We start from the raw sequence: 25,520 nt of genomic DNA on the forward strand, positions 1-25,520 counted from the left end.
ACTTGCCACCTTTCAATTGATAGATTGACAGCTTGTCGGCATGGAACAATTCATCGAGTTTATCATTAACCATCCCCTGCACGTTGGTGCACTGGTGGCGCTGGCCAGCGCTTTGGCCTTTACTGAAATGCGCAAGGGTGGGCAAAGCGTTTCCACCGCCCAGCTGACCCAGATGGTCAACCAGGACCAGGGCGTGGTGATCGACGTCCGGGAAAAGGCAGATTTTTCCAAAGGTCATATCGTCAACGCCATTAACGTTCCTTATACAAAAATCAAGGAGCGTGCCGGTGAACTGGAGAAATACCGCGAAAAGACCATTATTGTGGTGGATGCCATGGGGCAGCACAGCGGCAGTGTTGGCAAAACCCTGAAAACCGAGGGCTTTGCCAATGTGGTCAGACTACAGGGTGGTATGTCCACCTGGGCCTCTGACAACCTGCCAGTGGTCCGAAAATAGGCTCTGGCTGGACAATCTGCACGATCATTACCAAAATGCGTTATTCGCTTGGCTTATCATTAGCTCATCAAAAGTAAGGAAATGACAATGGCTGAAAATCATCAGCAGGCTTCTCAACAACAGCAGGCTCCGCAGTTTGCGTTGCAGCGAATCTACACGAAAGACATCTCCTTTGAATCACCAAAGGCCCCTGAGATCTTTCAGAAGCAGTGGCAGCCAGAAGTCAAACTGGACCTGAGCACCAGCAACCGCCCTCTTGAAGAAGGTCTGTATGAAGTGGTTCTGTCCCTGACGGTAACCGTGGAAAATGGTTCCGGCAACAACCCTTCAGATAAGAAGGAAACCGCTTTCGTGACTGAAGTACATCAGGCAGGCGTCTTCCTGGCCAAAGGTCTGGATGAAGAAGAACTGCACCGTACCCTGGGTGCCTTCTGCCCGAATATCCTGTTCCCCTATGCCCGCGAAGCCATCGACAACCTGGTACTGCGCGGCAGCTTCCCTCCGCTTATGCTGGCACCAGTAAACTTCGACGCGCTGTATATGCAGGCCCGCGAACAGCAGTCTGCCAAGCAGCAGCCGGAAGCGGTTAACTGATTAATGCTTAGCCGACTTCTTTCTGAAGTCGGCTTCCTTTTCCTGCCCCCCCTCCCCTTTGCCTCCGCTGTAATAACCATAAAAGAACAAAGAAAGCAGATTGAGCGTTTATTAATGGACTCCCCGGGGCTGAAAAGCAAACTTAACGAAATGTTGCCTGTCGCATATCAACGAGCCGTGGAAGATGCTCATGATGAAACCAATCTGCCAGTTAACTCATTTCCAAAACAGTGCCCCTGGAGTTTCCAGCAAACGGTGGATAAAAACTTCTGGCCTTTCGGGTCTTAGTACATGGTTTCAATGAGTTTGATGTCTATTATCCCCGTTCATCCTGAGCGGAGTCGAAGGGTGATTGGGACAGTCCTCAGGGTATGGAGTTTGCGTCCTTCGACTCCGCTCAGGACGAACGGAGTTTGGGCGTCATTGATAGAGAGAACCCATCAAATACATTGAAACCGTATACTACCGCCCACCAATAAACCCCATCTGCCGCCAGGCTTCATAAACCATCACCGCCACGGTATTGGACAGGTTCAGGCTCCGACTGTCCGGGAGCATGGGTAATCTCAGCACCTGCTCTTTCGGCAAAGAGTCAAGAATCTCTGCTGGCAGGCCACGGGTTTCCGGGCCAAACAGCAGGGCATCCCCTTCTCGAAAGGTGCAGCAGCTGTAATTAGTGGTTCCCTTGGTGCTCAGAGCCAGCACCCGGCCTGGTTTGACGGATTCCAGAAAACTTGAGTAGTCCGGATGAATCTTCAGCTCGGCAAACTCATGGTAATCCAGACCCGCCCGTTTCAATCGCTGATCATCCAGCTCAAAGCCCAGGGGTTCTATCAAATGCAGACGAAATCCGGTATTGGCACAGAGACGGATAATATTACCGGTATTGGGGGGGATTTCCGGCTGGTAGAGGACAACATCAAGCATGGGCAGATCCAATAGATGACAGAGTGTCAATGATAGAGTATCTGGGTGTTGGAGGGCATTAGTTGAGTTGGGTTCGCCTCCCGCTGCCCGATAAGCTTAAGTGCAGCAACTGTTTCGGCCAACAGCCAACAGCCAACAGCCAACAGCCAACATGCTTCAAATCGCCATAAAAAAAGGATTGGTAAACTTACTGCCTTGCTAAGCTGGCATCTTGCCTTGAAGATGAAGGTTTTTCGCCGCTTTCTATCCACCCCCACCATACCGAACTGTCCGGCTTGCTTCCCATGATTCACAAAGACCCGTTTGACCGCCTGTTGGTTGCCCAGGCTCAGGCAGAAGGCCTGGATTGTCTCGGTTGATGCTGTCTTCCCCGGTTATCAGGTCAGATTGGTAAACGCCGGGGAGTAACAGCGCTCCCCGACCAAGAGCATGACATTTCTGTGACGCCAAATAGCGATAATTGAGTCTCAAACAGCCAGCCATTCAGAAACCATCCCGGTGGCATTGGCATAATGCCGTTGCTCATAAGTTGGATGGGAATAGGCAATACCCCAAGCGTGAAGAAGCGGCAGTAAAACATCATCAAATGATAGGTATTGAGACACATTGCGCGAGCATAAAATTGTCAATTATTCACAAGGCACAGATGCTTGAGTACTGCATACTCGTAAAAACCGATGGTTAGAAAACTTATTTGATATAAGTCACAAAAAGCTTGTGTATAATTCCGGAATGTTGAAAAATCGCGGCTAAATATAATGACTGACCAAATGCTTTTAGTCTGTGTGAATGCAGAAAAAGACTTTGGTCGTAAAATAAACATTTTCCGGTGTTGACTTGAGAAGGTTTGTGGCTGGGTTTACGGAAAGAGTGAGTGAATTGTTAACTGTAAACAGTGAATGGTTGGGCTTGGCGAGCTGGGCATACCTTGGTAACCATTCACTCTTCACCCTGAGCACTTCCCTTTTTCCCGCTCACAAATTAAACGTCACCGTATAATAATGTAACCATAAGAAAACAGCAGTTAACCACTGCGTGAGGGCAAAATAATGAAAAAATTAAAGACATTGGCGCTGACGACGGCGGTTTCTTTGGGGTTGTTGGGGTCTAATGCTTCTATGGCCGAAACTCAAGGAAGTCTCGGGGCAACATCTGAGGGAACTTTTGATATTAAACTTAGCCTTGGGCAAATTGTACAAATATGGGGCTTTAATGATTTGTACTTTACAGGTAATGACAAGTCGCCTGCTATGAATCTATGCGTCAAAAATAATGACACTAATAATACTGTCAGGCTCAGTGTGGAAGGAAGTTTCAAATTAGGCACTCCAACCGAAAATGGTGCTAACTATTCTGTTTCCATAACTGACACCTCTAACGCAAAAGAATCAGTCTGGGGTAGTGGTGCATCTGAGCTTGACTCTGGTGAATTCAGTACTGTGGGCTACACAACACAAGATTCATCTGATGCTGTAGATACAACTTCTTGTGCTGATGGCTCTACTTACAATGCTGTAGACCTTACAGTTCAAGTTAAAGGCACAAAGGGAACAGGTGTATTTAGTGACACAGTTACTGTAACTGTATTCCCAATCTGACCTCATTCCCACGGTTCCCCGTGGGAATGCATACCCAAAAACTGGAGTCAAGTAAGAGAAACCAGGGTCAGAAAAACAAGAAAAAACAAGCAAAAAACAAGGGTCAGGTCTTGATTCTAGCAAACAAGGGTCAGGTCTTGATTCTTGAAACAAAGGTAGGCCGGTTCGCTGGCCTCGTTCCCACGCAGAGCGTGGGAACGAGAATATAAACTCTGAGATCCCTGTGCCACCGCCAGGGATCGTGAAAACGCTGAAAATACTGGAGCAATTTTCAGCATCTTTGTGGTTAAACAACCAGGATAAGACCACCTATTATGCGTCGTTGGCAGTACATCGCTAGATTGTTTTTTGTATTTTCCATGTGCGCTTGCAGCCAAATGGCACTTGCTGCCGACCCTATTTTTCTTGCCGCCACCAACCCACCCGCCGGGTTTGAAGATCTCAGCAGCACCCAGCAATCCCTGGTGGATATCTATTTCGGCAACCGCTATATCGGCTCCCAGCTGGCCTCGTTCAGCCCCGGCATTATTGAACTGCCCAACCCCGCTGAGCTGGTGCGCCAGATCGGTAATCTGAATGACCCAACCCTGATTGTCAGCACCCTGACCGGCGAACTGAACAGCCATAGTGATCGGGTGTGCCTGAATGATTCATCACAAAACTGCGGTATCCTGGAAACGCGGGTGGCCGGGGTAATCTTTGACGAATCCCGCTTCCGTGTGGATATATTCATCAACCGTCGTTTTATGCTGACCCGCGCCGCCGATGTGCGCAAATACCTGCCCCCTTCCGATGCGGGCTTTGCCCTGATGCAGAACTTTTCTGCGGCGGTTTCCGGCTCCACAGCCGAGGGCAGCGATAACAGCTATACACTCAATGGCCTGACCATGGCCGCCTGGAAAGAAAACAACCTCTACTGGAGCTGGGACTATTCCGATACCAACCACTTCTCCGTCAATCAGTTGTACGGTCAGCGGGACTTTGAAGGGGTTGAATACAACGCTGGTCTGTTATCCACCAGCGGTTTTGGCTTCAACCTGACCTCTGACCAGCCGATGGTCGGCCTGCGAATTAACAGTTCCAACAATACCCGGGAAGACCTGGACTTCTCCGGTGGTATGCCGGTGGCCGTGTTCCTGCCCACCCGTGGCCGGGTGGAAGTGCGCAAGGATGACCGACTGATCGACAGCGAGTTCTTCGAGGCAGGTTCCCAGCAGCTGGATACCAGCAGCTTTCCCAGTGGCGCTTACGATATTGAAATTCGTATTCTCGATGAAAGCGGCAATCGGACCACCACGGAAACCCGCTTCTTTGCCAAGCAGAGCCAGATTCCACCCAGCGGCGAATGGCTGTTCTTTATGGAAACCGGCCGGGTGGTGAACCGTCAAGCGGATAAAGCCCTGCCAGAGCTGACGGAACAATGGCTGACCCGCGCCGGAGCCAACCGTCGGGTGCTTGATACTCTGGCCGCCACAGGTGCGGTGGCCATCAATAATGACGACGCCCTGATGGAGTTCGGGCTTTACCACTTTGGCTACCGTTATGAGATCTCACCATCACTGATGCTGGCAGATAATGGCAGCAAGGGTTTTACCGTCAACAGTCGTCTGAGTCTGGGTGACTTATCACTTTCGGGAAACTACCGTCGTTTATGGCACGATGAGTCACTGACTAACGATGTTGATGATGATGGCAATGAAATACCCGGCCTGTTTGGCAACGCCTTTGAACAGCACTCTTTTTCTGCTTCCATGCCCCTGTTCGACGGCAGCCTGGGCTACCGTTACAGCCTGAACCAGAGCTATGACGACAACAACGAAGAGCAGGACCCGACCCGTACTCACAGCCTGGACTATCGCCGTACTCTATTTCGCACCTTTGATTACGATGGCGATGTGACCCTGAGCCTGAGCAAATCCAGCGATACCGAGATTGGCCTGGTCAGCTTCAGCTTCCGTTACCGTGCAGACCGCTGGAACTTCCGGGCCACACCACGGGCACAGATCAGCAAGCGGAATGGTGAAACCGACAGTTCTGAACGACTGCGGCTTTCTACCTCCTGGGTTGATGGTCATCTGCTGGATGGCGATCTGCGTGTTGATGCAGGCGTTGAAGGCGGCACCGGTGATGAACGTATGGATGGCAGCGTGCAGTACGCCAACCACTATGGCCGGGCCAGCTTCAGTGCCAGCCATACCCGCAGCAGTGACAGCAGTATCACCTCCTGGGGCGGCAGTATGAGCACCAGCTTCCTGACGGACGGTGAAGTGTTTGCCCTGGGTGGTGAAGAGCGTGCCGAGAGCGCCCTGGTGGTGAATCTGGATGGCCGCCCCGGTGATGTATTTGACGTAAAGGTAAATGGCCAGCGTCGTGGTTATGCCATTGCCGGCTCCCCATCCATTATTGCCCTGTCACCCTACGAGCAATACCGGGTCAGCCTGAGTCCGGCCGGTGAAACCCTTTACAGCTTTGATGAGCGGGAAAAAACTGTCACCCTCTACCCTGGCAATGTGGTGACTCTGGATTACGAAGCGATTCCCCTGCAGCTGCTGTTTGGACGACTACTGTTTAACGGTCTGCCACTGGAAGGTGCCCGTATTAACGGGGGCCTCTTCCCTGGCAGTACAGACGATATCGGTATGTTCCAATTGGAAACCCGTTCCGATGTCGGTAACCTGCAGGTAGAACTGAACAATGGCTGGCTCTGTCAGCTACCGGTTAAACCACTGAATGCCGGTTATGTATTGCAGATGGGCACCATAGATCTTGCCGATGCCCAGTGTGCACCGTTGCTGGAGGGCCAGCTGGCGATTACCGGGCGAAATGCTATTGACGAATAATGTCATTTCTACCCGTTAGTCAGCCTGCAGAACGCTACAGGCTGTCAAAATCTGGAAACATAACCAACCAATCCCTATTTATCAGGACATACTGTGAGCGCTGTTGTCACACAAACCTATAAAAAAAAGGCAAAACCTCTCTCAACTTGCCTGTTCTTTCTTTTCTGCATTACCGCTTTTCAAGTAACAACGGCCTATGGTGATAGAGACTGTGTTGGCAACAACTGTGATCAGGACGGTAACTACTGGGTTAAAGTGAAGCGCCTTCCCGATATGCTGCCTTTGCCTGACTGGAATGGCCAGAAGTCTGTTCCCGGAAATACCGAAACCAGCGGTAAAAGTCAGTTTTGTACCATTGCCTATTTAGAAGGCAGACCTCGTACAATGTTTGATCCGCAAGTCAGTATTTATGGCCCCGCATCTGATAGCAAATATATCTTGAAAAATGGCGGCCATTCTGTACCTGTAACCCTTGAAATCGAATCTGTTGCGGGTAGAGCCCCCCAGGATAAAACTGAATTTAAACCAGGGCAGTCGATCACCCTGACTGGCAATAATGGGTTTAGCCTGTGCAGAAATAATGAGCTGATTATTACTGCGACTGTTCGCCGGGAAGACATCCTGAAAACTGGAATGACAGGAAACTATCGCAGCCTTTTCCGGTTTAGTTCTGAGTCCACTATGGACGGTAAAAGCCTTGGTCCAGCCTGGATGGAATTTGAGGTCACACTTAGGATATTGCCTGTTATTCAAATATCACAACTGGGCAATATTCCCCTTATTCCCAGTGGAAACTCTGCCAAAGGTAGCCACCGGTTCTGTGTTTATGCCATGGGTTCTAATACATTTTCACTGGAAGCATCCAGCCTGACTGGAACCAGTCGGCCTGAACAAAAATTCGCTCTGAAAAATGGAGATAACAATTACATCAACTATGAACTTACAGTTACAGACTCCAAAGCAACCAGTAAGTCTTACGATAAAAATAGTGACCAAGAGGGGTTTTCAGCCACCGATGACTATCAATGTTCATCAACAAACATGATCGTAGAGGTGATAGTGCCAGATATTAATAAGCCAGCAGGCACTTACATCGATACGATGACATTTACGGTGACTCCGGACTAACCAGCCATCATCAATCTCCACTTTGTTATACGACGCTGTTTGACCGGATGGATTTTGGGTGAAAAATCCGTCACATTAGCTCCTTGTATATAAGCCTGATCTGATAAGGCTGGTTTCCAACTCTATAGAGTCTGTAACATCAGTCAGACGTTAGAATAATAAAACAGGGTCTGGCCATCTTTTATCTCAGTATGAGCGAAGTGATGGCACTGACAGTAATCAGTTATGTTGTATGATATTTTCTCGATCGTTCTAAAGTGCTTTCCCCCTATCGTTTTCACTCTATGGGTCCCTCTCTCTTTTGCTACTTTGGAATGCAGCTCACTTTCCGGAAACAGTGAACGCTGCACTGACGTGATTGGGCTGGAAGACCAGGAAATCACGATTCAGACAGAAGAGATCATGAATAACAGCTCTGTGATTTACGGCGAACAGCAATATTGTATTCTTTCCTATACAAAACCCTCTGCTAACAGTGATATCAACGCCTGGAGTCGTTTACCGTTTGATGTGCAGGTGGATGGCGATACGGCAGGTGACGATTTTGTCTTAAGAAATGGTAATAATACATTGCCGGTTGCTTTTAAGTGGCGTGGTGGTGCTCCAGTAAGTGGCGACTCCATTTGGGAAGAGCCTGGTCCGAGAAATCTGACTTCGGATCAGCAAGGTGCCACCTCCTGTGAAGATCAGCCCTTTTCTCAAGCATGGGTTCGGTTTGAGCTGCTGTCTTCCGAACTGCAAAGTATCCTGCCAGGCAGTTACAGCGGTAACTTTTCCGTTGATATCGGTCAGGGTTCAGCGAGCTACCATTCTGATGTTAATTTCACGGTAAACTTGCCAACCCTGGTCAAGATCAGCGGGTTGGACGATATGGTGCTGACCAGACGAGGCAATAATCGCTATCGCCAGGATGAGCCCTTTTGCGTGTTTGTGTCAGGGGGCGCTGATTATCGTATAAAGGCCAGCGGTGGCGCAGAAGCAAACGCCCCCTTCCTTCTTTCCAATGGCAGTAACACCATTCCCTACAGGGTGCGTTTATCCAGCGATGGGTCCAAGCTTAGTAAGGTCGATCCCGGAAAATGGCTGGAGGCAAAGAACAGCAGTACCTCGCTAAATTGCAGTGATAGTAACAACACTAAAGTGAGGGTTGTGGTTCTGGATAAATGGATAAATGGTAAGCCAGCCGGAGTATACAAAGGCACACTTTATCTCACCGTTGAGCCTTTATGAGAAGACTGATACTAATATCTGGCTTATCCCTTTCCTTACTTCACTTTTCCGGACACTTTTTCTCTCGTCCCCATGCTCCTGAGGTTGTCGCAAAACCCATAAAAGGGTCTCACCGCGTAGGCCACGAGTCGGCTCGCCTGCGAACCGACCTGCATCAAGACCATTTTTCCGGGTTTCGGGACGCAGGTTTCGGGTCAACCTCGCTCCGCGTGGGAACGAATGCAAACTACATTGAAACTCCGTGTCTGCTTTACGGCTCAATGGTTATTTCCATAACATCGCTGTAACTGCCTGCGCTGCGTGCCGGAAGATCTGACTTCAGAATCTCCACCCGTAACCTGACATTGGTGGAACCATTACAGATTTTACTGCGACTGCTCTTATATTTATATTTGCTTTTACCCGGACCATTAAAAATACTCCAATTTGAACTCCCATCCCCCCTTAAACTGATGCGATAAGAAATTTTGTTCCGGTTGGTACTGTCTGACAGGTAAAAGCCCTCAAGGGGACGTCTGGCGGATTTCAGACTCACCCTGTAATAAGTGCCATGGGTACCATACACACAAAAAAGCATTTCCTTCCACAACCATGCGCCGCCACCATCTTCCGGGGTAATCTCAACATCACTTAAGCCGGAGATGCGGTACAGTGTTTTAATATCCAGATCAATCCGGATTATTTTTGACTCCCGGCGGCTAGGAGGCCCGACAGTGAAGTCCAGCCAGGCCTTTTGCAGTCCAAGCAAGTCAAGCGTTTCTATTTTTTTACTGGCGATATGAATCTGCAGTTCAAATTCATAATCAGGACACTGGGATGGACCTGAAGAACTGCCTGAGGCAATAGTTGCTACTGAAGTCCTGTCGGGCTGAAGCTCTATTTTTTTTCCTTCTACCGCCTTGCCTTTGCCGGTAAACACCACTTTGCTGATGAAACTGTCATTAAGTCCACTTCTATAGAGGCCGGTGCTCAAGGGTCCAAATCTGAGTTCTTTCATATCATCCCCTGGGCTAACCGTGAGACAGAAGGATGTCTTGAGAACCAGCGTTTCTTCGCCGCTCCAGACCTCACTGAAGTTATCGTCGGGCATATTTATGAATGGCTGGTTACCGCCCTGCTCAACCCGGCTACCCTGTAGTCCATCAACCTGAAATGAAAGAAAGAGGAGAATTCCCCATAAAACAGAAAATCTCACAACTCACTACCGAATAAAACTACCAACTGACAAACAGCCTGTTTACCACAAACATTACGGCCCGGCAAAACTCATTTCTCGTTTGCGTTGCTCTTTACTTTGCCGCACTGACAACACCGCTCCCGACCGTAACTCAAAGGCAGCAGTTTGAATATTTGCATTTCTACTGCTCTGGTCTGGCTTTGACACTCCAGGCAAGTGATGAGGATGATAATAATGACCGTCGAACGTTACGAGTTCCGCCTGACCCGATTAGAAGAAGTGAGGAAGGTGCGTCGTAACCAGGTGGATACCAGCAAGGGGGTGGATACCCTGGCCAGCCATATGAAGAAACATCAGGACCTGCTGCTTTCCAACCATAAGGCTACTGCCGACCTTGAGCAGGTGGTGCTGACACTGCCCCGTGATCTCAAAACCTTATCCGTTAAAGTGGATCAGAATCATATTGCCATGGAGAGCTATATTGATTTGTTTCCGGGTCTCCGGCAATCCTGTTCCCAAGATTTCGGCAGGGTGCCAGATGGTTCTGTTAAGGAACTCTCGAATCATCCCACCGGGAGCTTCACCAAGCGACAAATCGCCTGTATTTACAGAGAGAACTTCTGAGTCTCCTCAAACTCACCATCGAACAGGCCATACTGAATAAACCCTTTACCTTTTGCTGCACCCTCGGGCAGAGGCATTTCCCAACTTTCACCGGCATAAATACGAGTACCGTCGCTCAGGTCAGTACAGCTCTCTTGCGCATTACTGGTGCAGTATTTTCCATTACGAAGCACCACGTTGATATTGCCGCTATTGGTAAACGTCATTTTGCCATTATCCAATTTACCCTCCACTTTATACTCAGGGTTCTGAGGGCGCACAAAGACCAGGGCCTGATAGGCTACCAGCAGTTTGATGGCGGTTTGTTTGGCTTCCAGGTCACCAACCACAGGACGGAAGGTTACTCGATAGACCAGCTCTTTATCTTTGGGGGTTTCCAGACTCACCAACCTTACGGTTTTACGGCCATTGGGCGGAATAATGGCTTTTCCCGGTGTGGCCAGCAGTTTGATGTCATTGGGGTCTGTTACCCGAATACGTTCTTCCTGCTCCGTACCGGGATTGATGACGTTGTACACTTCAGTTTGCAGGTAGAGATTTTCTTTATCCGGATTGGAGACCACCACATCCTGCCGTGGCAGCTGGTCTGGCTTGAAGTAGACGATCATACGATCAAGAGACATGGTTGCCAGCACTTGTGAGCTGGCGATAAGAGTGACCAGCAGGCAGGCTCCACGGACAAGACGTTTCATGAACATATAATGGCAATTCCGGTTTGCCCCGGGCCAAACTTCGCTGCATAAGCCAGGGAGGTTTGAGGCGACAGGGGATGAACAATATTCCGCTATTCTATTGCCACGAAAAATAATCTCAAATGGGTTTTACTGCCTAAGTTGCCTGAAACTTACCCTTACTCGGCTTGAATCAATAACGTCGCAGGCTGTTTTGAGCCCTGAAAACCGGCTACCGGCTGGGCAGTCAATTGTCTGCTGCTGTTACGGCAGTCGTTTTCAACACCAAATATGGCGGAGGGCTGCCCGGTAATCCGGGTTTCTCCCGCTGGCTCAGAGACGCTTAAATCAACACCGTCGGCACCGCTGGAGGCCAGGCTGAATTGGGATAAGCCACGCCCTGAGACACAGAGGGAAACCGGGCGATCAAAACTCAGCGTACTGGTTGGGATAATATCCGGATTACCGTTTTCATCCGTTGCACTCTCATCCACAATGACAACCTGCGACTGCAAGGACGGGTAAACAATGAGCGTGATAGAAAATGAACCGGTGGAGGTGTTACCCGGTTTTCCCTGGGTCGCTGCTTCAACGTATGTCAACGAAGTGACGGCAAATATACCAAATAGGAAAAATGCGCCAATTCTCTGGCGTAGAGATAGAGTCCGTTCCATGATGCTACTGCCTTACTGCCACATCCTGTTTTCAGTATAGGCAGTGTGAAAGACGTACTATTGACCTTATGTCCTGTAAAATTTCCTTATATCAGGAGTAAGCTTTTTAACCATGGAAACAGAAATACGATATAAAAACTTTTTGTCTCCGTGTCGTTTATGCCCTTAGATATTGCGGTACTTAACCAATCAGCTCTTCTTCCAAAGGCGCTGAGGGCTCTTCCAAAGGCGCTGAAGGCTCCAGGTTCAGCTCCTTAATCTTCCGGGTAAGCGTATTCCGGCCCCATCCCAGTAACTCTGCTGCATCTTTTTTACGGCCACCGGTATGGGCCAGTGCTGATTCAATAACAATGGTTTCAAAGGCAGGCACCGCCTGATCAAGAATGCCGACCTGCCCCGCTGCCAGCTCACGATCACACCATTGGCGGAACAGTTGCTGCCAGCTGCCATAGCCGGTTACCGAACCCAGGTCACTGTCTCCCTTATCCATCAACTCTGGGGGCAGGTCAGAGACCAGCACTTCACGGCCAGAGGCCATCACAGTTAACCAGCGACAGGTGTTTTCCAACTGCCGGACGTTACCGGGCCAGTCCAGAGTGCTGATGTAACCGGCCGTTTCAGGGTGCAGGATTTTCGGTTCCACTTCAAGCTCTTTGCCTGCCTTGTCCAGAAAGAAACGCGCCAGTCGTGGAATATCTTCACGACGATCCTTAAGCTTTGGCAGATGTACCCGGATGACATTCAGTCGGTGAAAAAGATCTTCACGGAACTTGCCTTCTGCCACCAGTTTTTCAAGGTTCTGATGGGTCGCTGCAATAATTCGCACATCGGCTTTAACCGGCGTGTGCCCACCCACGCGGTAAAATTCGCCATCGGCCAACACGCGCAGTAAGCGGGTCTGGGTATCGGCGGGCATATCGCCAATTTCATCCAGAAACAGGGTACCACCACCGGCCTGTTCAAAACGCCCACGACGCATGCCTCCGGCACCGGTAAATGCACCTTTTTCGTGACCAAAGAGTTCAGACTCAATCAGGTCCCGGGGAATCGCTGCCATATTCAAGGCAATAAAAGATCGCTCCGCCCGGGGGCTGTGGCGATGCAGTGCCCTGGCCACCAGCTCTTTACCGGTGCCGGATTCACCATTAATCAATACGGTGATGTTGGAGTGCGACAGGCGGCCAATGGCACGAAACACTTCCTGCATGGCAGGGGCTTCACCGATAATCTCCGTAGACTCCTCCTGTTGCAGGGAGGCCTCCGGAACCGCTGCCTCAGCCAGTTGTTGCTGGCGATGTTCCTGACCGCGCTTGACCAGCGCTACCGCTTCATCAATATCAAAAGGCTTCGGCAGGTACTCAAATGCTCCGCTCTGGTAGGAAGACACGGCGCTGTCCAGATCCGAGTGTGCCGTCATGATAATAACGGGAATATCCGGCTTCCGTTCATGAACCGCCTTCATCAGTTGCAAACCGTTCATGCCCGGCATCCGGACATCACTGATCAGGGCCTCCGGTTCACTGTGTTCCAGCGCTGCCAGCACTTTTTCCGGCGCATCAAAGGATTGTGTTTCGATACCGGCTGAATTCAGGGCCCGCTCCAGAACCCAGCGTATTGCCTGGTCGTCATCCACGATCCAGACTTTGGAACTCAAACTCATACCTCACTCCTGTGTCATATCCAGCGAAAGCGGTTCTCTGGTGATGGGTAAGAACACGTTAAAAATGGTTTCACCCGGCTTACTCTCACACTCAATCAATCCCTGATGCAGGCTGATGATGGACTGTGCCATGGGTAACCCCAGGCCCGTTCCATCGGCACGACCACTGATCATGGGGTAGAAAATATTGTCGATCAGATCAGGCGGAATTCCTGGCCCGTTATCAATAATGGACAAGTGACAAACCAGCCGCCGTCGCTGGGTGCCGATGGTAAATTGTCTTGCAATACGGGTTCTCAGGGTGATCAGGCCTTCAGATCGCGGCATAGCCTGATCAATGGCCTGCATGGCATTGCGCACCAGGTTCAAAATGGCCTGTATCATTCGTTCAAAGTCACCCGGTATATCGGGAATACTTGGATCGTAGTCTCGTTTGAGCCTGAGTTCTCCACCGGTTTCGGCATTGATTAACTGCATCACCCTTTCAAGTACTTCATGAATGTTCAGGTCTTCCATTTTTGGTGGCTGAAGCGGCCCCAGCATCTGGTCGACCAGGTCACGGAGCCGATCCGCTTCCTGGATAATAATCCCGGTAAATTCTTTCAGCCCCTGGTCCTCCAGTTCCCTGGCCAGAAGCTGAGCCGCGCCACGAATACCGCCAAGGGGATTTTTTACTTCATGGGCCAGCCCCCGAACCAGAATTCTGGAGGTTTCCTGCTTGGCGATCAGAGACTCTTCCCGGGTAATTTTCTGAACCCGGTCACGGGGATTGATTTCCAGAAGCAGCCTTGCTTCCCCGCAGGTGATGGGTGAAATGCTGTAATCCACATTGATCATCTCCCCATTGATGGGAAAGTCGGTTTCCCGACGGGTAAACTTCTGATACTGAGACAGACTGCGATCCAGATCAGCCTTGAAGTTTTCGTCAGGAATCACCGTGGTTACCGGCTGGTTCAGAATCCTTTTCAAACTGGTATCCAGCAGGGTTTCTGCCGCCGGATTCAGGGTAATCACCCGGAACTCCCGGTCGAGCACCATCACCACGGTATTCAGGTTATCCAGAATGATGTTTTGCATAGTTCCTGTTTCAGGGATTATCTCTTCTAAAGAGCCAGGTAAAAGCTGCTTCATGGTCAGGTATTGTTATTACTTTTATGGTGCATTTCAGGCTCTGTTGACCTGAATCTGATGCGAAACGGTATTGGCTATCGTTAATGCAAAAACCAAACCACCCTTGATGGCAAGCCAGACTTTTTACCGTGAAACTTCCAACCTGCCTGATATTTCATCTATTCGGGCCATATCAGTACGTACCATCGAAAAGATGCTCAAACGTTAATTCCAACTTGCCAGCTTCAATTGCACCATAATAGTGCATTAATATAATCAGAGCACCAGGTTTATGGAGATTAAACTAGCAAAACTATGGGCTGGTCTGAAAGTGTGGGGGAAAGCCTATAGCTCACTCTCCCCTTTTTGGTGCAGCCGTCAGGAGGCAGGAGGGTTTATAGATACTGCGGGCGTGAATAAGATTCGATGGACATGGATCGTATTGCTGGACGACTGAATGACTTTGGCCTGGTTATCAATGATCTCCACGACAAGGTTGTGGGTACCACGATCCACATTCTCAAGTTCAAAGGTTAAATTTCGCTTGGGGCCCGCCACCACCTTTCCATCAAGCAGCAGGCGAACTTTGTGACCATCAATGATTTTGGGTGCTGTGACAATTTTTACCGTGAAATTTCCCTGGTTACGCACCGTGGCATTATTGGCTGGCTCTATAATCTGCAGTCTGCCGTAGGGCTTCTTGCTCACTTTTTGAGCAGGTTTTGGTAATTCAGGCTTATTCTCCGGTGCTGGAGACATTGGCGTAATCGGGCGTAACTTGACCTCCTCACTGGGCTGATCCGCAGGTCGGGAGTCAGTAAAGATCACATTTCCGTCCTGATCCACTGTTTTGTAAATCGTGCCAAACGCAAAGTTCACTGATACCAGGGGCAGAATCACCGCCAGAAAAGACCAAACCATTGCCTTTTTTATATTCATGAGCCTCTTGCCTTAGTGAAGTCATATCCGGCTTATATCGTGTTGAGCACTGGTTAGCTTAATAGTTACCAAGACTTTTTAACAGGTAGTAACGGGGAAAACGCATGCTGGTTATTTCCCGGTAATGGCCCCTGTGTACGTCTGCCGCCTACATCCATTCAGTCGTGCATTTACAGGGTTCATCAGAAAGAGAAAAGCCAGAACTTTCGCTCTGGCTTGAGGTTAAACGACAGCTTATCCGGTCTGCAAAAACGGTTTAGACAGAATAATACAGATCAAACTCTACCGGGTGAGTTGTCTGGCTAACGGCAAGACACTCTTCCTTCTTGAGTTCAATGTAACCATCGATCATGTCGTCTGTGAATACGCCACCGGCCGTCAGGAACTCACGGTCAGCGTCCAGGGCAGCCAGGGATTCTTCAAAGCTGGCAGAAACCGTTGGGATCTCGGCCGCTTCTTCTGGTGGCAGATCGTACAGATCCTTATCAGCCGCATCGCCAGGATGGATCTTGTTCTTGATCCCGTCCAGACCGGCCATCATCAGGGCCGCAAAGGCCAGGTATGGGTTGGCAGTGGGGTCAGGGAAACGTACTTCAATACGACGGGCCTTAGGGCTGTTCACGTAGGGAATACGGATAGAAGCAGAGCGGTTACGGGCCGAGTAAGCCAGCATAACCGGAGCCTCAAAGCCCGGGATCAGACGCTTGTAGGAGTTGGTAGAAGCGTTGGCAAAGGCATTGATGGCCTTGGCATGCTTGATTACACCACCGATGTAGTACAGGGCTTCTTCAGACAGGCCTGCATAGCCGTCACCAGCAAACAGGTTCTCGCCGTTCTTGGACAGAGACATGTGAACGTGCATACCGGAGCCGTTGTCGCCTACCAGTGGCTTCGGCATAAAGGTAGCGGTCTTGCCATAGGCATGAGCAACGTTATGCACTGCGTACTTCAGAATCTGAACTTCGTCAGCTTTCTTTACCAGGGTGTTGAACTTGACACCGATTTCACACTGACCAGCAGTACCTACTTCGTGGTGATGAACTTCAACGTCCAGACCCTGGGCTTCCATGGCATCACACATGGCGGCACGCAGGTCGTGCAGGGAGTCAACCGGTGGTACCGGGAAGTAACCGCCCTTCACTTTTGGACGATGACCGATGTTGCCGCCTTCAAATTTGGCGTTGGAAGACCATGCCGCTTCTTCTGAGTTCACTTCGTAAGAAGCACCGGAGATATCAACGCTCCACTTAACGTCGTCAAACACAAAGAACTCTGGCTCAGGACCAAAGAACGCAGTGTCGGCAATGCCGGTAGACTTCAGGTACTCTTCGGCACGCTTGGCAACAGAGCGTGGGTCACGCTCATAACCCTGCATGGTGGATGGCTCCACGATGTCACAGCGCAGGTTAAGGGTGGTGGCTTCAGTGAATGGATCGATGACAGCCGTGCTGTCATCTGGCATCAGAATCATGTCGGATTCGTTAATGCCCTTCCAGCCAGCGATAGAGGAACCGTCGAACATTTTGCCGACTTCGAAGAATTCGTCGTCTATTTCACCAATGGGAATCGATACGTGCTGCTCTTTACCCTTGGTATCGGTGAAACGCAGATCAACCCACTTAACGTCATGTTCCTTAATCAGGCTAAGAGTCTTCGACATTTATTATTTCCCCTCTGGAGGACAAAAAAACCGGACAAACACCGCACTGGCAACCAGATCAGGCGGTTTACTGATCAATCTCTTTGCTGTCTCATCAACGAGCAGCCAGGAGATTCGTTTGCTGGACCATGAGCAATAGCTATGCCACATTTTGCAACTTGATCAGATGGGATGGACAAAAACAGTGCTTTTCAGTGGAACATCTGAAAAAAGGCAAACATTGAGCAAAAAGAGACCGGGAAACAGCCAGATACCAGACCGGTTCACACAGTTTTTGCTTGCCTTATCCTCCTCAGGCTGCTCAAAGTACACATGTTCACGGCTCTCACGCATCTGAACAATGCAAGGCACCTCAAGATCCGGAAAAAGCCCGCCCGATACGGTGCAGAGAAAACCATAAGCGCACCAAATAAGTGCAAACAGCTTTTACTACACCCATCTGACCAAACAGCGGCTGACAGTGTAACCCCTTTGACAGGGGATTTGCAGCATTACTTACCGGCATAGAGACAAATACCAATTACGATCCATATAAGCCGGTTTCCCGGGGTCATCCTGCAACGTGCTACAAGGGTGCCAGAGCTCTCGGTTATTCGGTATAATGCGCCGTTAACGAATGGTTAAGTTATCCGTCCTACCCGCCTTGACTTCCCAGCCCACAAGGTCTCCTGATCCATGAAGTTCATCATCAAACTGTTTCCGGAAATCACCATTAAAAGTGCCCCGGTAAGAAAACGCTTTATTAAAATGCTGCGTAAAAATATTCGCACCATTCTCAAGCGTGTGGATGAGAATATCGATGTCTGCGGTGTATGGGATCATATAGAAGTCACGACCAGTAGCAATGATCAGATCCTGATGGCAGAGGTCGGTGACCTGTTAAGCCATATCCCGGGCATAGCCTACTGGCTACAGGTGGCGGAGCACAAGCTGGTCAGCCTGGACGATGTTCTGGAAAAAGCCGTTGAGGCTCACTCAGAAACACTGGCGGGCAAAACATTCTGCGTTCGCTGTAACCGGACCGGCAAGCACGATTTCCAGTCCATTGAGGTAGAGCGATTTGTCGGTGGCGGCCTTATCCAGCAGACCGAAGCCAAAGGGGTCAGCCTGAAAAATCCTGAAATAACGGTTCGTATTGATATCAAGAATGACCGCTATTTTATGACCCAGAAGCGGGGAGCAGGTCTGGGTGGCTATCCCCTCGGGTCTCAGGAGCCGGTTCTCTCGCTGATTTCCGGCGGTTTTGACTCTACGGTGTCGAGCTTCCTGACCATGAAGCGCGGTATCCGCACTCACTTCTGCTTCTTCAACCTGGGTGGGCATGCCCACGAGCTGGCAGTAAAAGAGGTGGCTTTCTACCTGTGGAACCGTTTTGGTTCTTCTCGCCAGGTAAAGTTCGTTACCGTACCTTTTGAAGGCGTTGTCGAAGAAATACTGACCAAAGTGGACAACGCCCAGATGGGCGTTATTCTCAAGCGAATGATGCTCAGGGCCGCCACTAAGGTGGCTAAAGAGATGGAGATGGCGGCACTGGTCACCGGCGAAGCCATTGGTCAGGTTTCCAGCCAGACACTGCCTAACCTGGCAGTGATTGACTCGGTAACCGATGCCCTGGTGCTCCGGCCTCTGATTACCATGGATAAGCAGGCAATCATCGATATATCCATACAAATCGGTACTGAAGAATTCGTTCGTAATATTCCGGAATACTGCGCAGTGATCTCGAAAAACCCCACCACCCGGGCCAGGGTAGAGAGAATTGTGGCAGAAGAGGAGCGGGTCAACTTCGATGTACTCGAACATGCTATTCAAAGCCGGAGAACGGTCTCTATCCACGACATCATTGCGGATGACCTGACCCGGGAAGAAGTTGAGGTGGTTAGTGAAGTACATCAGGGTGAAGTGATTATCGATATTCGTCACCCCACTGAAGAAGAGATAAAGCCATTTACCATGCCCGGACGCGAGGTGGTGATCATTCCCTTCTATCAGCTGCGCACACGCTTCCCGGAGCTGGACAACAATCGACATTACCTGCTCTACTGCGAAAGGGGTGTAATGAGTCAGCTGCATGCCATGCACCTTCGGGAAGAAGGGCATGAGAATGTTGGCGTATTTAACCCGAAGCCGTAAATTTTCTACCGGGAAGACACAGCGATTTACACGCGTTGTCTTTGTGGTTCACAGCTGTATGGTTCAAAAAAGGAGTAACATGGATGAAACTGGCCCTGATCGCTGCGGTGGCAGACAATAACGCCATTGGCATCAATAATAAAATGCCCTGGTATCTGCCGGGAGATCTGCGCTATTTCAAAGCGGTTACCATGGGAAAGCCTGTGATCATGGGCCGGAAAACCTTTGACTCACTGGGCAAGCCTCTGCCAGGCAGAACCAATATCGTCATTACCCGGGATCAAAACTGGCACCATGAGGGCGTCAGCGTAGTGCACAGCCTGGATGATGGGATTGCCCTGGCGGAGGCGGCTAACCTGATCAACGGTAACGAAGAAATCATGGTCATTGGTGGCGAACAGATCTATCGACAGGCGATTGATCAGGCTGACCGGCTTTACCTGACCCGGGTGTATCAAAGTTTTGACGGTGATGCCTTTTTCCCGGACATCAACCCGCAGGAGTGGCGGGAAATCTCCCGGGAAGACACCCAATCAGAAGATGAGCAGCCACTGACTTACAGTTACCTGGTGCTCGACAGGACCTGAATATCAGCACCTGTCGTTTTTCCTCTTCCCCCCTTGGTATAAGCCACATTTCCTGCCGCTTCAGATGCAGGAAATGCACTTTTCTCCAATTCTGATTGTCTATAGTTAGTTGAACAGCTTGTCATGTTGCATGGAAAAGTTGTCTGTTTTCTATATTGTTCGCTGGGCAGGCAATGCATCATTTTTACAAATGATCAATAAGTCAATTCAAGCCTTTAATAAGGGTTACCTTAGGGAATGAGGAATGCCCCGGATACCATCTACAGATCATATTTCTTCGCACCACGCAGGATACCCGCCATCCGAACCCGGTAAAGGTCAACACGCCACGGATACCCGGGAAATAAAATCGGTTGAGACCACCATTCAAGCGGCTGAGCATATTGAATCCAGGCACTGGCATAACCGTTTAATCTCTTTCTGTAAGGAAAAAATAAATCGCTTTATTCACCCTGCCCCCTCAATGACAGTGAGTGATCTGGTTGATGATCTGACCAAATACAATCCAGAGAACCCACAGAAGGTACTTGCTGCATTAAAACTGCATGCTGGCCACATCAAGCTGCATCGATCAGAAGATGGCAGACTGGGTATTTCGGATGGAAATATCGCTATCAGCACAGAAACGATGGAAGCTGTCGTCAAATCCATTCAACTCAGCAGCATGGATATGGCCTATGAGTATTTACGTAAAGGTAAAACACCACCTGATGGCTTCCTGCAGCAAGTACTACTGACGCATATCCATAGAAAAATTCGCCTGGCAATGCAGTATGAAAAAACCTCCGGCTTACCCGTCATGCAGCAACAACTTCAGGGAAGAGAGCAATATGGAGTGCATCCTGAACAACAATATGAATATATTAAAAACTTATTAATAAAGGTTGGCATAAAAGATGAAAAAACGTTCACTTTTGAACGAATGCTTGAGTTTAAAAAAGAGTTACGAAACAACCTGGTTCTGCCCATTGAAGAACAAAAATCAGCAACCGGCAATAAAGTAAAAAGTATTGACAGTGCAGCCCTCGATCATCAGCAGCCGCCACTTCCTCAGCTACCTGAGCCGAAGAAAACAGGTCATTTTATCGAGAAAGAAGACAGTAAACATATTCAACGACTGGCTTCAGGAGAACGTTTTTTTGCAAATATACACCTTAAAGATATTGGCAACAGAATAAAGAGAAATATCTTACGCAATAAACGAAACCAGATTTACAATTTCTTTATTTTACTTACTGGAGCCATCCTCACTGCTATTTTCCCACCTGCTGGAATTGCCATTGGTATTGCCGTTGCTGTCGGACTGATCACTGACCTGGGTTACATCGCTTTCTGGTCTTCCAGTACCGAACTCTGGCGCAGGGTCAGGATGGTCAGAGGACTTAAACAAATAAAAAAATACGCTGACTTTGACTATACCAACTTTGATAAGTCAAACGACAAGAAAAGAAAAAAGCTCATCAACAAACTTCGTTATCGATGCACTCATAAAACCTTTTCACAGATATACAACGCTTATGCCGATCTCGAAAAACAGGCAATAAAACTCAAAACAATGGCAGAAAAGGAACAGAAGACACTGGCAGAGTCTATTGCTTTAGAGAATGAGAAAGCACTGTACTTTGAGCGAAGAAAAAAACTGAAAGCCAATTTATTTTACTTTGACAAGCTTATCGAGAATGTCGTGATCAGCCGCACCATTCTTGAAAACCGGCATATAAAGGATCTGGAAGACCTGTGGAATTCAAAATTTAAAGATATGCCTCCTGAAAAAAGAGAAGAACTGTTCAAGAGTGTCACCACAAACAGAAAGTTAACCATTCACGGCTACCAGATAAAAACCAATGAAAAAAAATGGATGCAGCAAATCATTCCTCACTGGATGAATCCTGCCCGGCACACAGCAAGTCAACCGGATTCTGATAATGCGGGAATTGAGCCTAAAAAAGAATCTGTGGCCTTTAAATCAGCCGGGATTTTGAAAAGCATGATTCAGGATTTTTTCTATACCCAAGTCAAAGGAACCTTATATAAAAACCTGGTAAAAATTTTCAAAATAGCTGGAAAAAGAGGAAGCACCATCAATTTAACCCCTGTCGCTCCAAAGATTACTTTGAGTGGAGTCTTGTGCTATGTGGCTTTCTTTTTTACGGATATGGCTGCCGATCATGCAAATACCAAAGTTAATAAAAAGAGAATGGCAAAGATTATTAAAAAGCAGCCTGATTATACCAGACAACTGTTTGGCAAACGGCTAAGAACAGGGCGCGAGGAAGTTGGTACGCTACGCTCACTGGCCAAACAGGAATTGGAGCCAATGGTTGATCATTTACTCCAGTCGATAAAATCAATGGAAGACATTGGCAACAGTCTGGAAGAAGCCAGACAGCGAAGTGAACTGCTCAACAAAGGGCCGTATGAGTCAATGAGTGATGAAGAAGCCGCGATAGTTATCCTTAAACATGCCGCCTTACAACAGTTGCTTGATCAGGAAATTAACAGTGCATTCGGTACATTCTATCGTGTTGTTCAGGAAAAAAGCGCCAACTGGAACAAACAAATAGCCAAAACACTGATTGGTAATAGTGTACGGGTTGTTACTACTGTATCCGAAGGCCAGGAACGCAGATACACTCCAGGGGCTGACCGGGTGAGAGAATCAGCGGATCAGCATTCTCACAATAAACATCAGCGTTTATCATCAGAGGATTTCTTGCACTCTATCCGAAACCAACCCTGTGGCCGTCTGATTATCCGGTTTCGTACAGGAGAAATATCAGAAGGCCTGGCACTCAAGGAAATCAGAGAACTCGATAGTCTGGACGAACTGCTTGACTTAAGAACCTGGATTGAAAAAGCACAAAGAGAAGGAAGTTACCAGAAGCACGAAGAGACTCTCAGGCTGTTCCACAGCATTATTACTTATGTTATTGGCAGCAAATATAACTCTTCTCAATCCCCTCAACACCCAATTGGCAACCAGCGCCCGATTGATCCGGTTTAGCCGTGTCCTGGCCATCGATAGCGCCGCTGCCCACAGTTCAAGCCCACAACTTCGGAAAGCAACAATACGAACCGGTAGTTGTACCAACCTATAATCGATAGATTGTCTATAGGAGAACACTGCCTTATGTTTGTACGTCGTCTGTTGGGTGCACTGTTGGTATCCACTCTGGCCATGCCGGTTATTGCTGACAATACACTGGTACTGCCTGAGAAAACAAAGCTGCTGGTTCTTGATGGTAAAGATGCCGATCATCTGGGCAGCAAGAAGGACCTCTCTCTTGGCAACGGCCGTCATCAGTTGGTATTTCAGCTGAAAACGCTGGTGAGGGACGGTGGTGATACCAAAATGTTTACCACCAGCCCGTATATCATGACGTTTGACCTGTCTGGTGATCAGGCCTACACCATTAATGCCCCGAGACTGAAAACAGCAAGGGATACCGATAAACTGTCACAGTCGCCAAAGGCCCAATTCTCAATTACCAATGCCAAAGGTCAGGCGATTCCCTTTGAGTTCAGCGTGCTTAATAAATCCGGGCTGTTAATCGGCGGAGACACGTTGGAGGATATCCAGAAGTTTAACCTGTCTGACAGCCCGGCGGCTGTTCGGGCAATGGCCGGAACCGTTTATATTGCTAACCCGCAAGGTGTCTCATATCAGGTTGCTCAACCTTCTGTCATGCCAGCACCGGCAATGGCTCAGCCAATGAGTGAAAGCATGCTGCAGTATTGGTACAACCAGGCGGATGAAACAACCCGTGAACGATTCCTTCAGTGGGTTTCTGACAGTAAAAAAACCGGGAAGTAGCCTGCTCGTTTGCAGTTAACCCAGGAGGTTGTCCGAGAATAGACTGCCCTACGCGACTACTGCTCCTGCGTTGCTCTAGCACACCATTTCAATGAGTTTGATGTGTACAATCTCCGTTCACCCAGAGCGGAGTCGAAGGGTGATTGGCACAGTCTTTATTCAGGGTGTGGTGTTTACGCCCTTCGACTCCGCTCAGGACGAACGGGGCTTGGGAGTCATTGATAGAAGGAACCCATTAATTACAATTGTCGCCGGGACGGGCAGTATTCTCGATCAGCCTCCTATCGTTTTCATAAGAACCTTTGACTGCCTTTTGGGGTTATATTTTGCTTTAAGCTCTGCCGGCAAATCATCACAGGCAACTTCAGCAAATTCCCGCTCAATAAACCAATGGGTAGTCTGGGTGGTCATGACGTAGATTTCGTTCATGCCCTGTTCTTCTGCCAACGCTTCAATATGGGCGAGCAAACGATCACCGCGCTGTGCACTGCGATATTCAGGATGGACCACAACACAGGCCAGTTCTGCAGCACTGGTACCATTTTCATAGTACGGATGAAGAGCAGCACAGCCGATGATCATGCCGTCCAGCAACACGACACTGAACAGCTTTATTTCCCGTTCCAATTCTTTTCGGGAGCGACGGCGCAATATGCCTTTTTCCTCGAAAGGACGGATCAGTTCAAGAATACCGCCCACATCCTCAATGGTTGCACCACGGACTTCTTCATAGTGATCTCTGGAAATCAGCGTACCGGCCCCATCACGGGTAAACAGCTCCATCAGCAGTGATCCATCATCCTGATAGCTGATAATCTGGGCCCGTTCGACACCATCGGAGCAAGCGGTCACGGCGGAGGACAGTAGTCGCCTGGATTCACCAGTCTGCGACTCAAGTTCTTTAATGGCTTCATGGGGAGAAATTCTATTGATCAGATTCCCCAGGTGATCAAAAATCCCCTGCTGCTCAGCGTAAAGTATCAATTTTTCAGCTTGCAGACTGATGGCAGTGCGGGTAGCCACTTCCTCTGCTTCAATATTGAAAATCTCTCCGGTGGGGGAAAGCCCGAGACAGGAGAGTAACACCACATAACCACTGTCTAGCAGATGATCGATGGCCTGGCTGTCTATCCTCCGAACTTCGCCCGTATGCTTAAAATCGATACCATCAAGCACACCCAGGGGTTTGGCGGTCACAAAGTTACCACTGACAACACGAATCCTGGCACCATGCATGGGCGAGTTCACCAGTCCCACCGAGAGCCTTGATTCAATCAGGGCTCGCATATTTCCTGCAGCATCTTTGACACACTCAAGGCTCTGCCTGTCAGTGACCCGTCGTTCATTATGCACTCTGCCATTGCCAGCCCCGCCCTGATGAATCACTGTTTTAATGCCACGTTCCCGTAAACGCTCATCAATCTGAGGGCGGGCACCGTGTACCAGCACAAGGCGGACACCCAGGCTGCTCATCAGTGCAATATCACTGATGATATTACCAAGGTTGGGGTGAGCCAGCGTTTCACCACTAAGCATGATCACAAAGGTTTTCCCCCTGTGGGCATGAATATAGGGTGATGATTGACGGAAAAACTTCACGTACTTTTCTGCGCTGTCTGCTGAATTTTCCTTTTTTTTCACGCAAGCCACACTTGTTTATCCATGACACACTCTATTAAAGGCCGTCCTGAGTATCA

21 protein-coding genes are annotated in these 25,520 nt (G+C 49.1%); 12 read left to right on the forward strand and 9 right to left on the reverse strand.

The annotated features are described in order from the left end of the window. Positions 1 to 40: 40 nt before the first annotated feature. From ACO6VE_RS07475 to ACO6VE_RS07485, 3 genes are all read left to right on the forward strand, one after another. A complete protein-coding gene (locus ACO6VE_RS07475; RefSeq protein WP_422449938.1) occupies positions 41 to 457 on the forward strand; it encodes a rhodanese-like domain-containing protein in 417 nt (138 codons plus the stop codon). A gap of 87 nt (positions 458 to 544) precedes the next feature. Then, the gene (secB, locus tag ACO6VE_RS07480; protein ID WP_241693370.1) at positions 545 to 1,051 is read left to right on the forward strand and encodes a protein-export chaperone SecB; all 507 of its coding nucleotides are present in this window, start codon (positions 545 to 547) and stop codon (positions 1,049 to 1,051) included. Positions 1,052 to 1,054: 3 nt separating this feature from the next. After that, complete coding sequence (locus ACO6VE_RS07485; RefSeq protein ID WP_422449937.1) at positions 1,055 to 1,339, forward strand: DUF29 domain-containing protein; 285 nt, start codon at positions 1,055 to 1,057, stop codon at positions 1,337 to 1,339. Positions 1,340 to 1,513: 174 nt separating this feature from the next. Here ACO6VE_RS07485 and trmL read toward each other — a convergent pair whose 3' ends face one another. Next, on the reverse strand, positions 1,514 to 1,978 hold the full coding sequence (trmL, locus tag ACO6VE_RS07490; protein ID WP_422449936.1) for a tRNA (uridine(34)/cytosine(34)/5-carboxymethylaminomethyluridine(34)-2'-O)-methyltransferase TrmL: 465 nt from the start codon (positions 1,976 to 1,978) through the stop codon (positions 1,514 to 1,516). A gap of 1,049 nt (positions 1,979 to 3,027) precedes the next feature. Here trmL and ACO6VE_RS07495 point away from each other — a divergent pair. The 4 genes from ACO6VE_RS07495 to ACO6VE_RS07510 all read left to right on the forward strand — a co-directional run bounded on the left by ACO6VE_RS07495 (position 3,028) and on the right by ACO6VE_RS07510 (position 8,774). Further along, positions 3,028 to 3,576 carry a hypothetical protein gene (locus tag ACO6VE_RS07495; protein ID WP_422449935.1) on the forward strand — a complete coding sequence of 183 codons (549 nt, stop codon included), beginning with the start codon at positions 3,028 to 3,030 and terminating at the stop codon, positions 3,574 to 3,576. 377 nt (positions 3,577 to 3,953) lie between these two features. After that, on the forward strand, positions 3,954 to 6,416 hold the full coding sequence (locus tag ACO6VE_RS07500; protein WP_422449934.1) for a TcfC E-set like domain-containing protein: 2,463 nt from the start codon (positions 3,954 to 3,956) through the stop codon (positions 6,414 to 6,416). A 93-nt stretch (positions 6,417 to 6,509) separates the two neighbouring features. Then, positions 6,510 to 7,544 (forward strand): hypothetical protein, encoded by a 1,035-nt coding sequence (locus tag ACO6VE_RS07505; RefSeq protein ID WP_422449933.1) that lies wholly within the window; start codon positions 6,510 to 6,512, stop codon positions 7,542 to 7,544. A 402-nt stretch (positions 7,545 to 7,946) separates the two neighbouring features. Further along, positions 7,947 to 8,774, forward strand: coding sequence for a hypothetical protein (locus ACO6VE_RS07510; RefSeq protein ID WP_422449932.1), 828 nt, complete (start codon positions 7,947 to 7,949; stop codon positions 8,772 to 8,774). A gap of 250 nt (positions 8,775 to 9,024) precedes the next feature. Here ACO6VE_RS07510 and ACO6VE_RS07515 read toward each other — a convergent pair whose 3' ends face one another. Continuing rightward, positions 9,025 to 9,771 carry a hypothetical protein gene (locus ACO6VE_RS07515; RefSeq protein WP_422449931.1) on the reverse strand — a complete coding sequence of 249 codons (747 nt, stop codon included), beginning with the start codon at positions 9,769 to 9,771 and terminating at the stop codon, positions 9,025 to 9,027. A gap of 414 nt (positions 9,772 to 10,185) precedes the next feature. Between ACO6VE_RS07515 and ACO6VE_RS07520 the strand changes: the two genes are divergently transcribed. Next, on the forward strand, positions 10,186 to 10,575 hold the full coding sequence (locus ACO6VE_RS07520; RefSeq protein ID WP_422449930.1) for a hypothetical protein: 390 nt from the start codon (positions 10,186 to 10,188) through the stop codon (positions 10,573 to 10,575). Here ACO6VE_RS07520 and ACO6VE_RS07525 read toward each other — a convergent pair. From ACO6VE_RS07525 to glnA, 6 genes are all read right to left on the reverse strand, one after another. Further along, positions 10,557 to 11,273 (reverse strand): molecular chaperone, encoded by a 717-nt coding sequence (locus tag ACO6VE_RS07525; RefSeq protein WP_422449929.1) that lies wholly within the window; start codon positions 11,271 to 11,273, stop codon positions 10,557 to 10,559. The two genes, ACO6VE_RS07520 and ACO6VE_RS07525, sit on opposite strands and share 19 nt — an antisense overlap. A gap of 152 nt (positions 11,274 to 11,425) precedes the next feature. Continuing rightward, positions 11,426 to 11,920, reverse strand: a complete 495-nt coding sequence (locus tag ACO6VE_RS07530; protein WP_422449928.1) for a hypothetical protein — start codon at positions 11,918 to 11,920, stop codon at positions 11,426 to 11,428. Positions 11,921 to 12,101: 181 nt separating this feature from the next. Then, the gene (glnG, locus tag ACO6VE_RS07535; RefSeq protein WP_422449927.1) at positions 12,102 to 13,580 is read right to left on the reverse strand and encodes a nitrogen regulation protein NR(I); all 1,479 of its coding nucleotides are present in this window, start codon (positions 13,578 to 13,580) and stop codon (positions 12,102 to 12,104) included. A gap of 3 nt (positions 13,581 to 13,583) precedes the next feature. After that, on the reverse strand, positions 13,584 to 14,657 hold the full coding sequence (glnL, locus tag ACO6VE_RS07540) for a nitrogen regulation protein NR(II) (RefSeq protein WP_422449926.1): 1,074 nt from the start codon (positions 14,655 to 14,657) through the stop codon (positions 13,584 to 13,586). 411 nt (positions 14,658 to 15,068) lie between these two features. Beyond that, positions 15,069 to 15,629, reverse strand: coding sequence for a DUF4124 domain-containing protein (locus tag ACO6VE_RS07545; protein ID WP_422449925.1), 561 nt, complete (start codon positions 15,627 to 15,629; stop codon positions 15,069 to 15,071). Positions 15,630 to 15,885: 256 nt separating this feature from the next. After that, complete coding sequence (gene glnA / locus ACO6VE_RS07550) at positions 15,886 to 17,289, reverse strand: glutamate--ammonia ligase (protein ID WP_101746446.1); 1,404 nt, start codon at positions 17,287 to 17,289, stop codon at positions 15,886 to 15,888. A gap of 675 nt (positions 17,290 to 17,964) precedes the next feature. On the opposite strand from glnA, the gene thiI reads away from it, so the two are divergent. The 4 genes from thiI to ACO6VE_RS07570 all read left to right on the forward strand — a co-directional run bounded on the left by thiI (position 17,965) and on the right by ACO6VE_RS07570 (position 23,823). After that, a complete protein-coding gene (gene thiI, locus ACO6VE_RS07555; protein ID WP_422460640.1) occupies positions 17,965 to 19,422 on the forward strand; it encodes a tRNA uracil 4-sulfurtransferase ThiI in 1,458 nt (485 codons plus the stop codon). Between the two features lie 83 nt (positions 19,423 to 19,505). Beyond that, positions 19,506 to 20,009, forward strand: a complete 504-nt coding sequence (locus tag ACO6VE_RS07560) for a dihydrofolate reductase (RefSeq protein WP_422449923.1) — start codon at positions 19,506 to 19,508, stop codon at positions 20,007 to 20,009. Between the two features lie 244 nt (positions 20,010 to 20,253). Next, a complete protein-coding gene (locus ACO6VE_RS07565) occupies positions 20,254 to 23,013 on the forward strand; it encodes a hypothetical protein (RefSeq protein ID WP_422460642.1) in 2,760 nt (919 codons plus the stop codon). A 126-nt stretch (positions 23,014 to 23,139) separates the two neighbouring features. After that, on the forward strand, positions 23,140 to 23,823 hold the full coding sequence (locus ACO6VE_RS07570; protein WP_422449921.1) for a DUF2057 family protein: 684 nt from the start codon (positions 23,140 to 23,142) through the stop codon (positions 23,821 to 23,823). A gap of 273 nt (positions 23,824 to 24,096) precedes the next feature. On the opposite strand, the gene argA is transcribed toward ACO6VE_RS07570, so the two are convergent. After that, a complete protein-coding gene (argA, locus tag ACO6VE_RS07575) occupies positions 24,097 to 25,464 on the reverse strand; it encodes an amino-acid N-acetyltransferase (RefSeq protein ID WP_422460679.1) in 1,368 nt (455 codons plus the stop codon). Positions 25,465 to 25,520 lie beyond the last annotated feature (56 nt).

Source organism: Endozoicomonas sp. ALB115, from assembly GCF_049310245.1.
Taxonomy (GTDB): Bacteria; Pseudomonadota; Gammaproteobacteria; order Pseudomonadales; family Endozoicomonadaceae; genus Endozoicomonas.

Coding starts and splice junctions, on each gene's coding strand:
- ACO6VE_RS07475 (WP_422449938.1), top strand. CDS start 41: ATGGAACAATTCATCGAGTTTATCATTAACCATCCCCTGCACGTTGGT.
- secB (WP_241693370.1), top strand. CDS start 545: ATGGCTGAAAATCATCAGCAGGCTTCTCAACAACAGCAGGCTCCGCAG.
- ACO6VE_RS07485 (WP_422449937.1), top strand. CDS start 1,055: ATGCTTAGCCGACTTCTTTCTGAAGTCGGCTTCCTTTTCCTGCCCCCC.
- trmL (WP_422449936.1), bottom strand. CDS start 1,978: ATGCTTGATGTTGTCCTCTACCAGCCGGAAATCCCCCCCAATACCGGT.
- ACO6VE_RS07495 (WP_422449935.1), top strand. CDS start 3,028: ATGAAAAAATTAAAGACATTGGCGCTGACGACGGCGGTTTCTTTGGGG.
- ACO6VE_RS07500 (WP_422449934.1), top strand. CDS start 3,954: ATGGCACTTGCTGCCGACCCTATTTTTCTTGCCGCCACCAACCCACCC.
- ACO6VE_RS07510 (WP_422449932.1), top strand. CDS start 7,947: ATGAATAACAGCTCTGTGATTTACGGCGAACAGCAATATTGTATTCTT.
- ACO6VE_RS07515 (WP_422449931.1), bottom strand. CDS start 9,771: ATGAAAGAACTCAGATTTGGACCCTTGAGCACCGGCCTCTATAGAAGT.
- ACO6VE_RS07520 (WP_422449930.1), top strand. CDS start 10,186: ATGACCGTCGAACGTTACGAGTTCCGCCTGACCCGATTAGAAGAAGTG.
- ACO6VE_RS07525 (WP_422449929.1), bottom strand. CDS start 11,273: ATGTTCATGAAACGTCTTGTCCGTGGAGCCTGCCTGCTGGTCACTCTT.
- ACO6VE_RS07530 (WP_422449928.1), bottom strand. CDS start 11,920: ATGGAACGGACTCTATCTCTACGCCAGAGAATTGGCGCATTTTTCCTA.
- glnG (WP_422449927.1), bottom strand. CDS start 13,580: ATGAGTTTGAGTTCCAAAGTCTGGATCGTGGATGACGACCAGGCAATA.
- glnL (WP_422449926.1), bottom strand. CDS start 14,657: ATGCAAAACATCATTCTGGATAACCTGAATACCGTGGTGATGGTGCTC.
- ACO6VE_RS07545 (WP_422449925.1), bottom strand. CDS start 15,629: ATGAATATAAAAAAGGCAATGGTTTGGTCTTTTCTGGCGGTGATTCTG.
- glnA (WP_101746446.1), bottom strand. CDS start 17,289: ATGTCGAAGACTCTTAGCCTGATTAAGGAACATGACGTTAAGTGGGTT.
- thiI (WP_422460640.1), top strand. CDS start 17,965: ATGAAGTTCATCATCAAACTGTTTCCGGAAATCACCATTAAAAGTGCC.
- ACO6VE_RS07560 (WP_422449923.1), top strand. CDS start 19,506: ATGAAACTGGCCCTGATCGCTGCGGTGGCAGACAATAACGCCATTGGC.
- ACO6VE_RS07565 (WP_422460642.1), top strand. CDS start 20,254: ATGCCCCGGATACCATCTACAGATCATATTTCTTCGCACCACGCAGGA.
- ACO6VE_RS07570 (WP_422449921.1), top strand. CDS start 23,140: ATGTTTGTACGTCGTCTGTTGGGTGCACTGTTGGTATCCACTCTGGCC.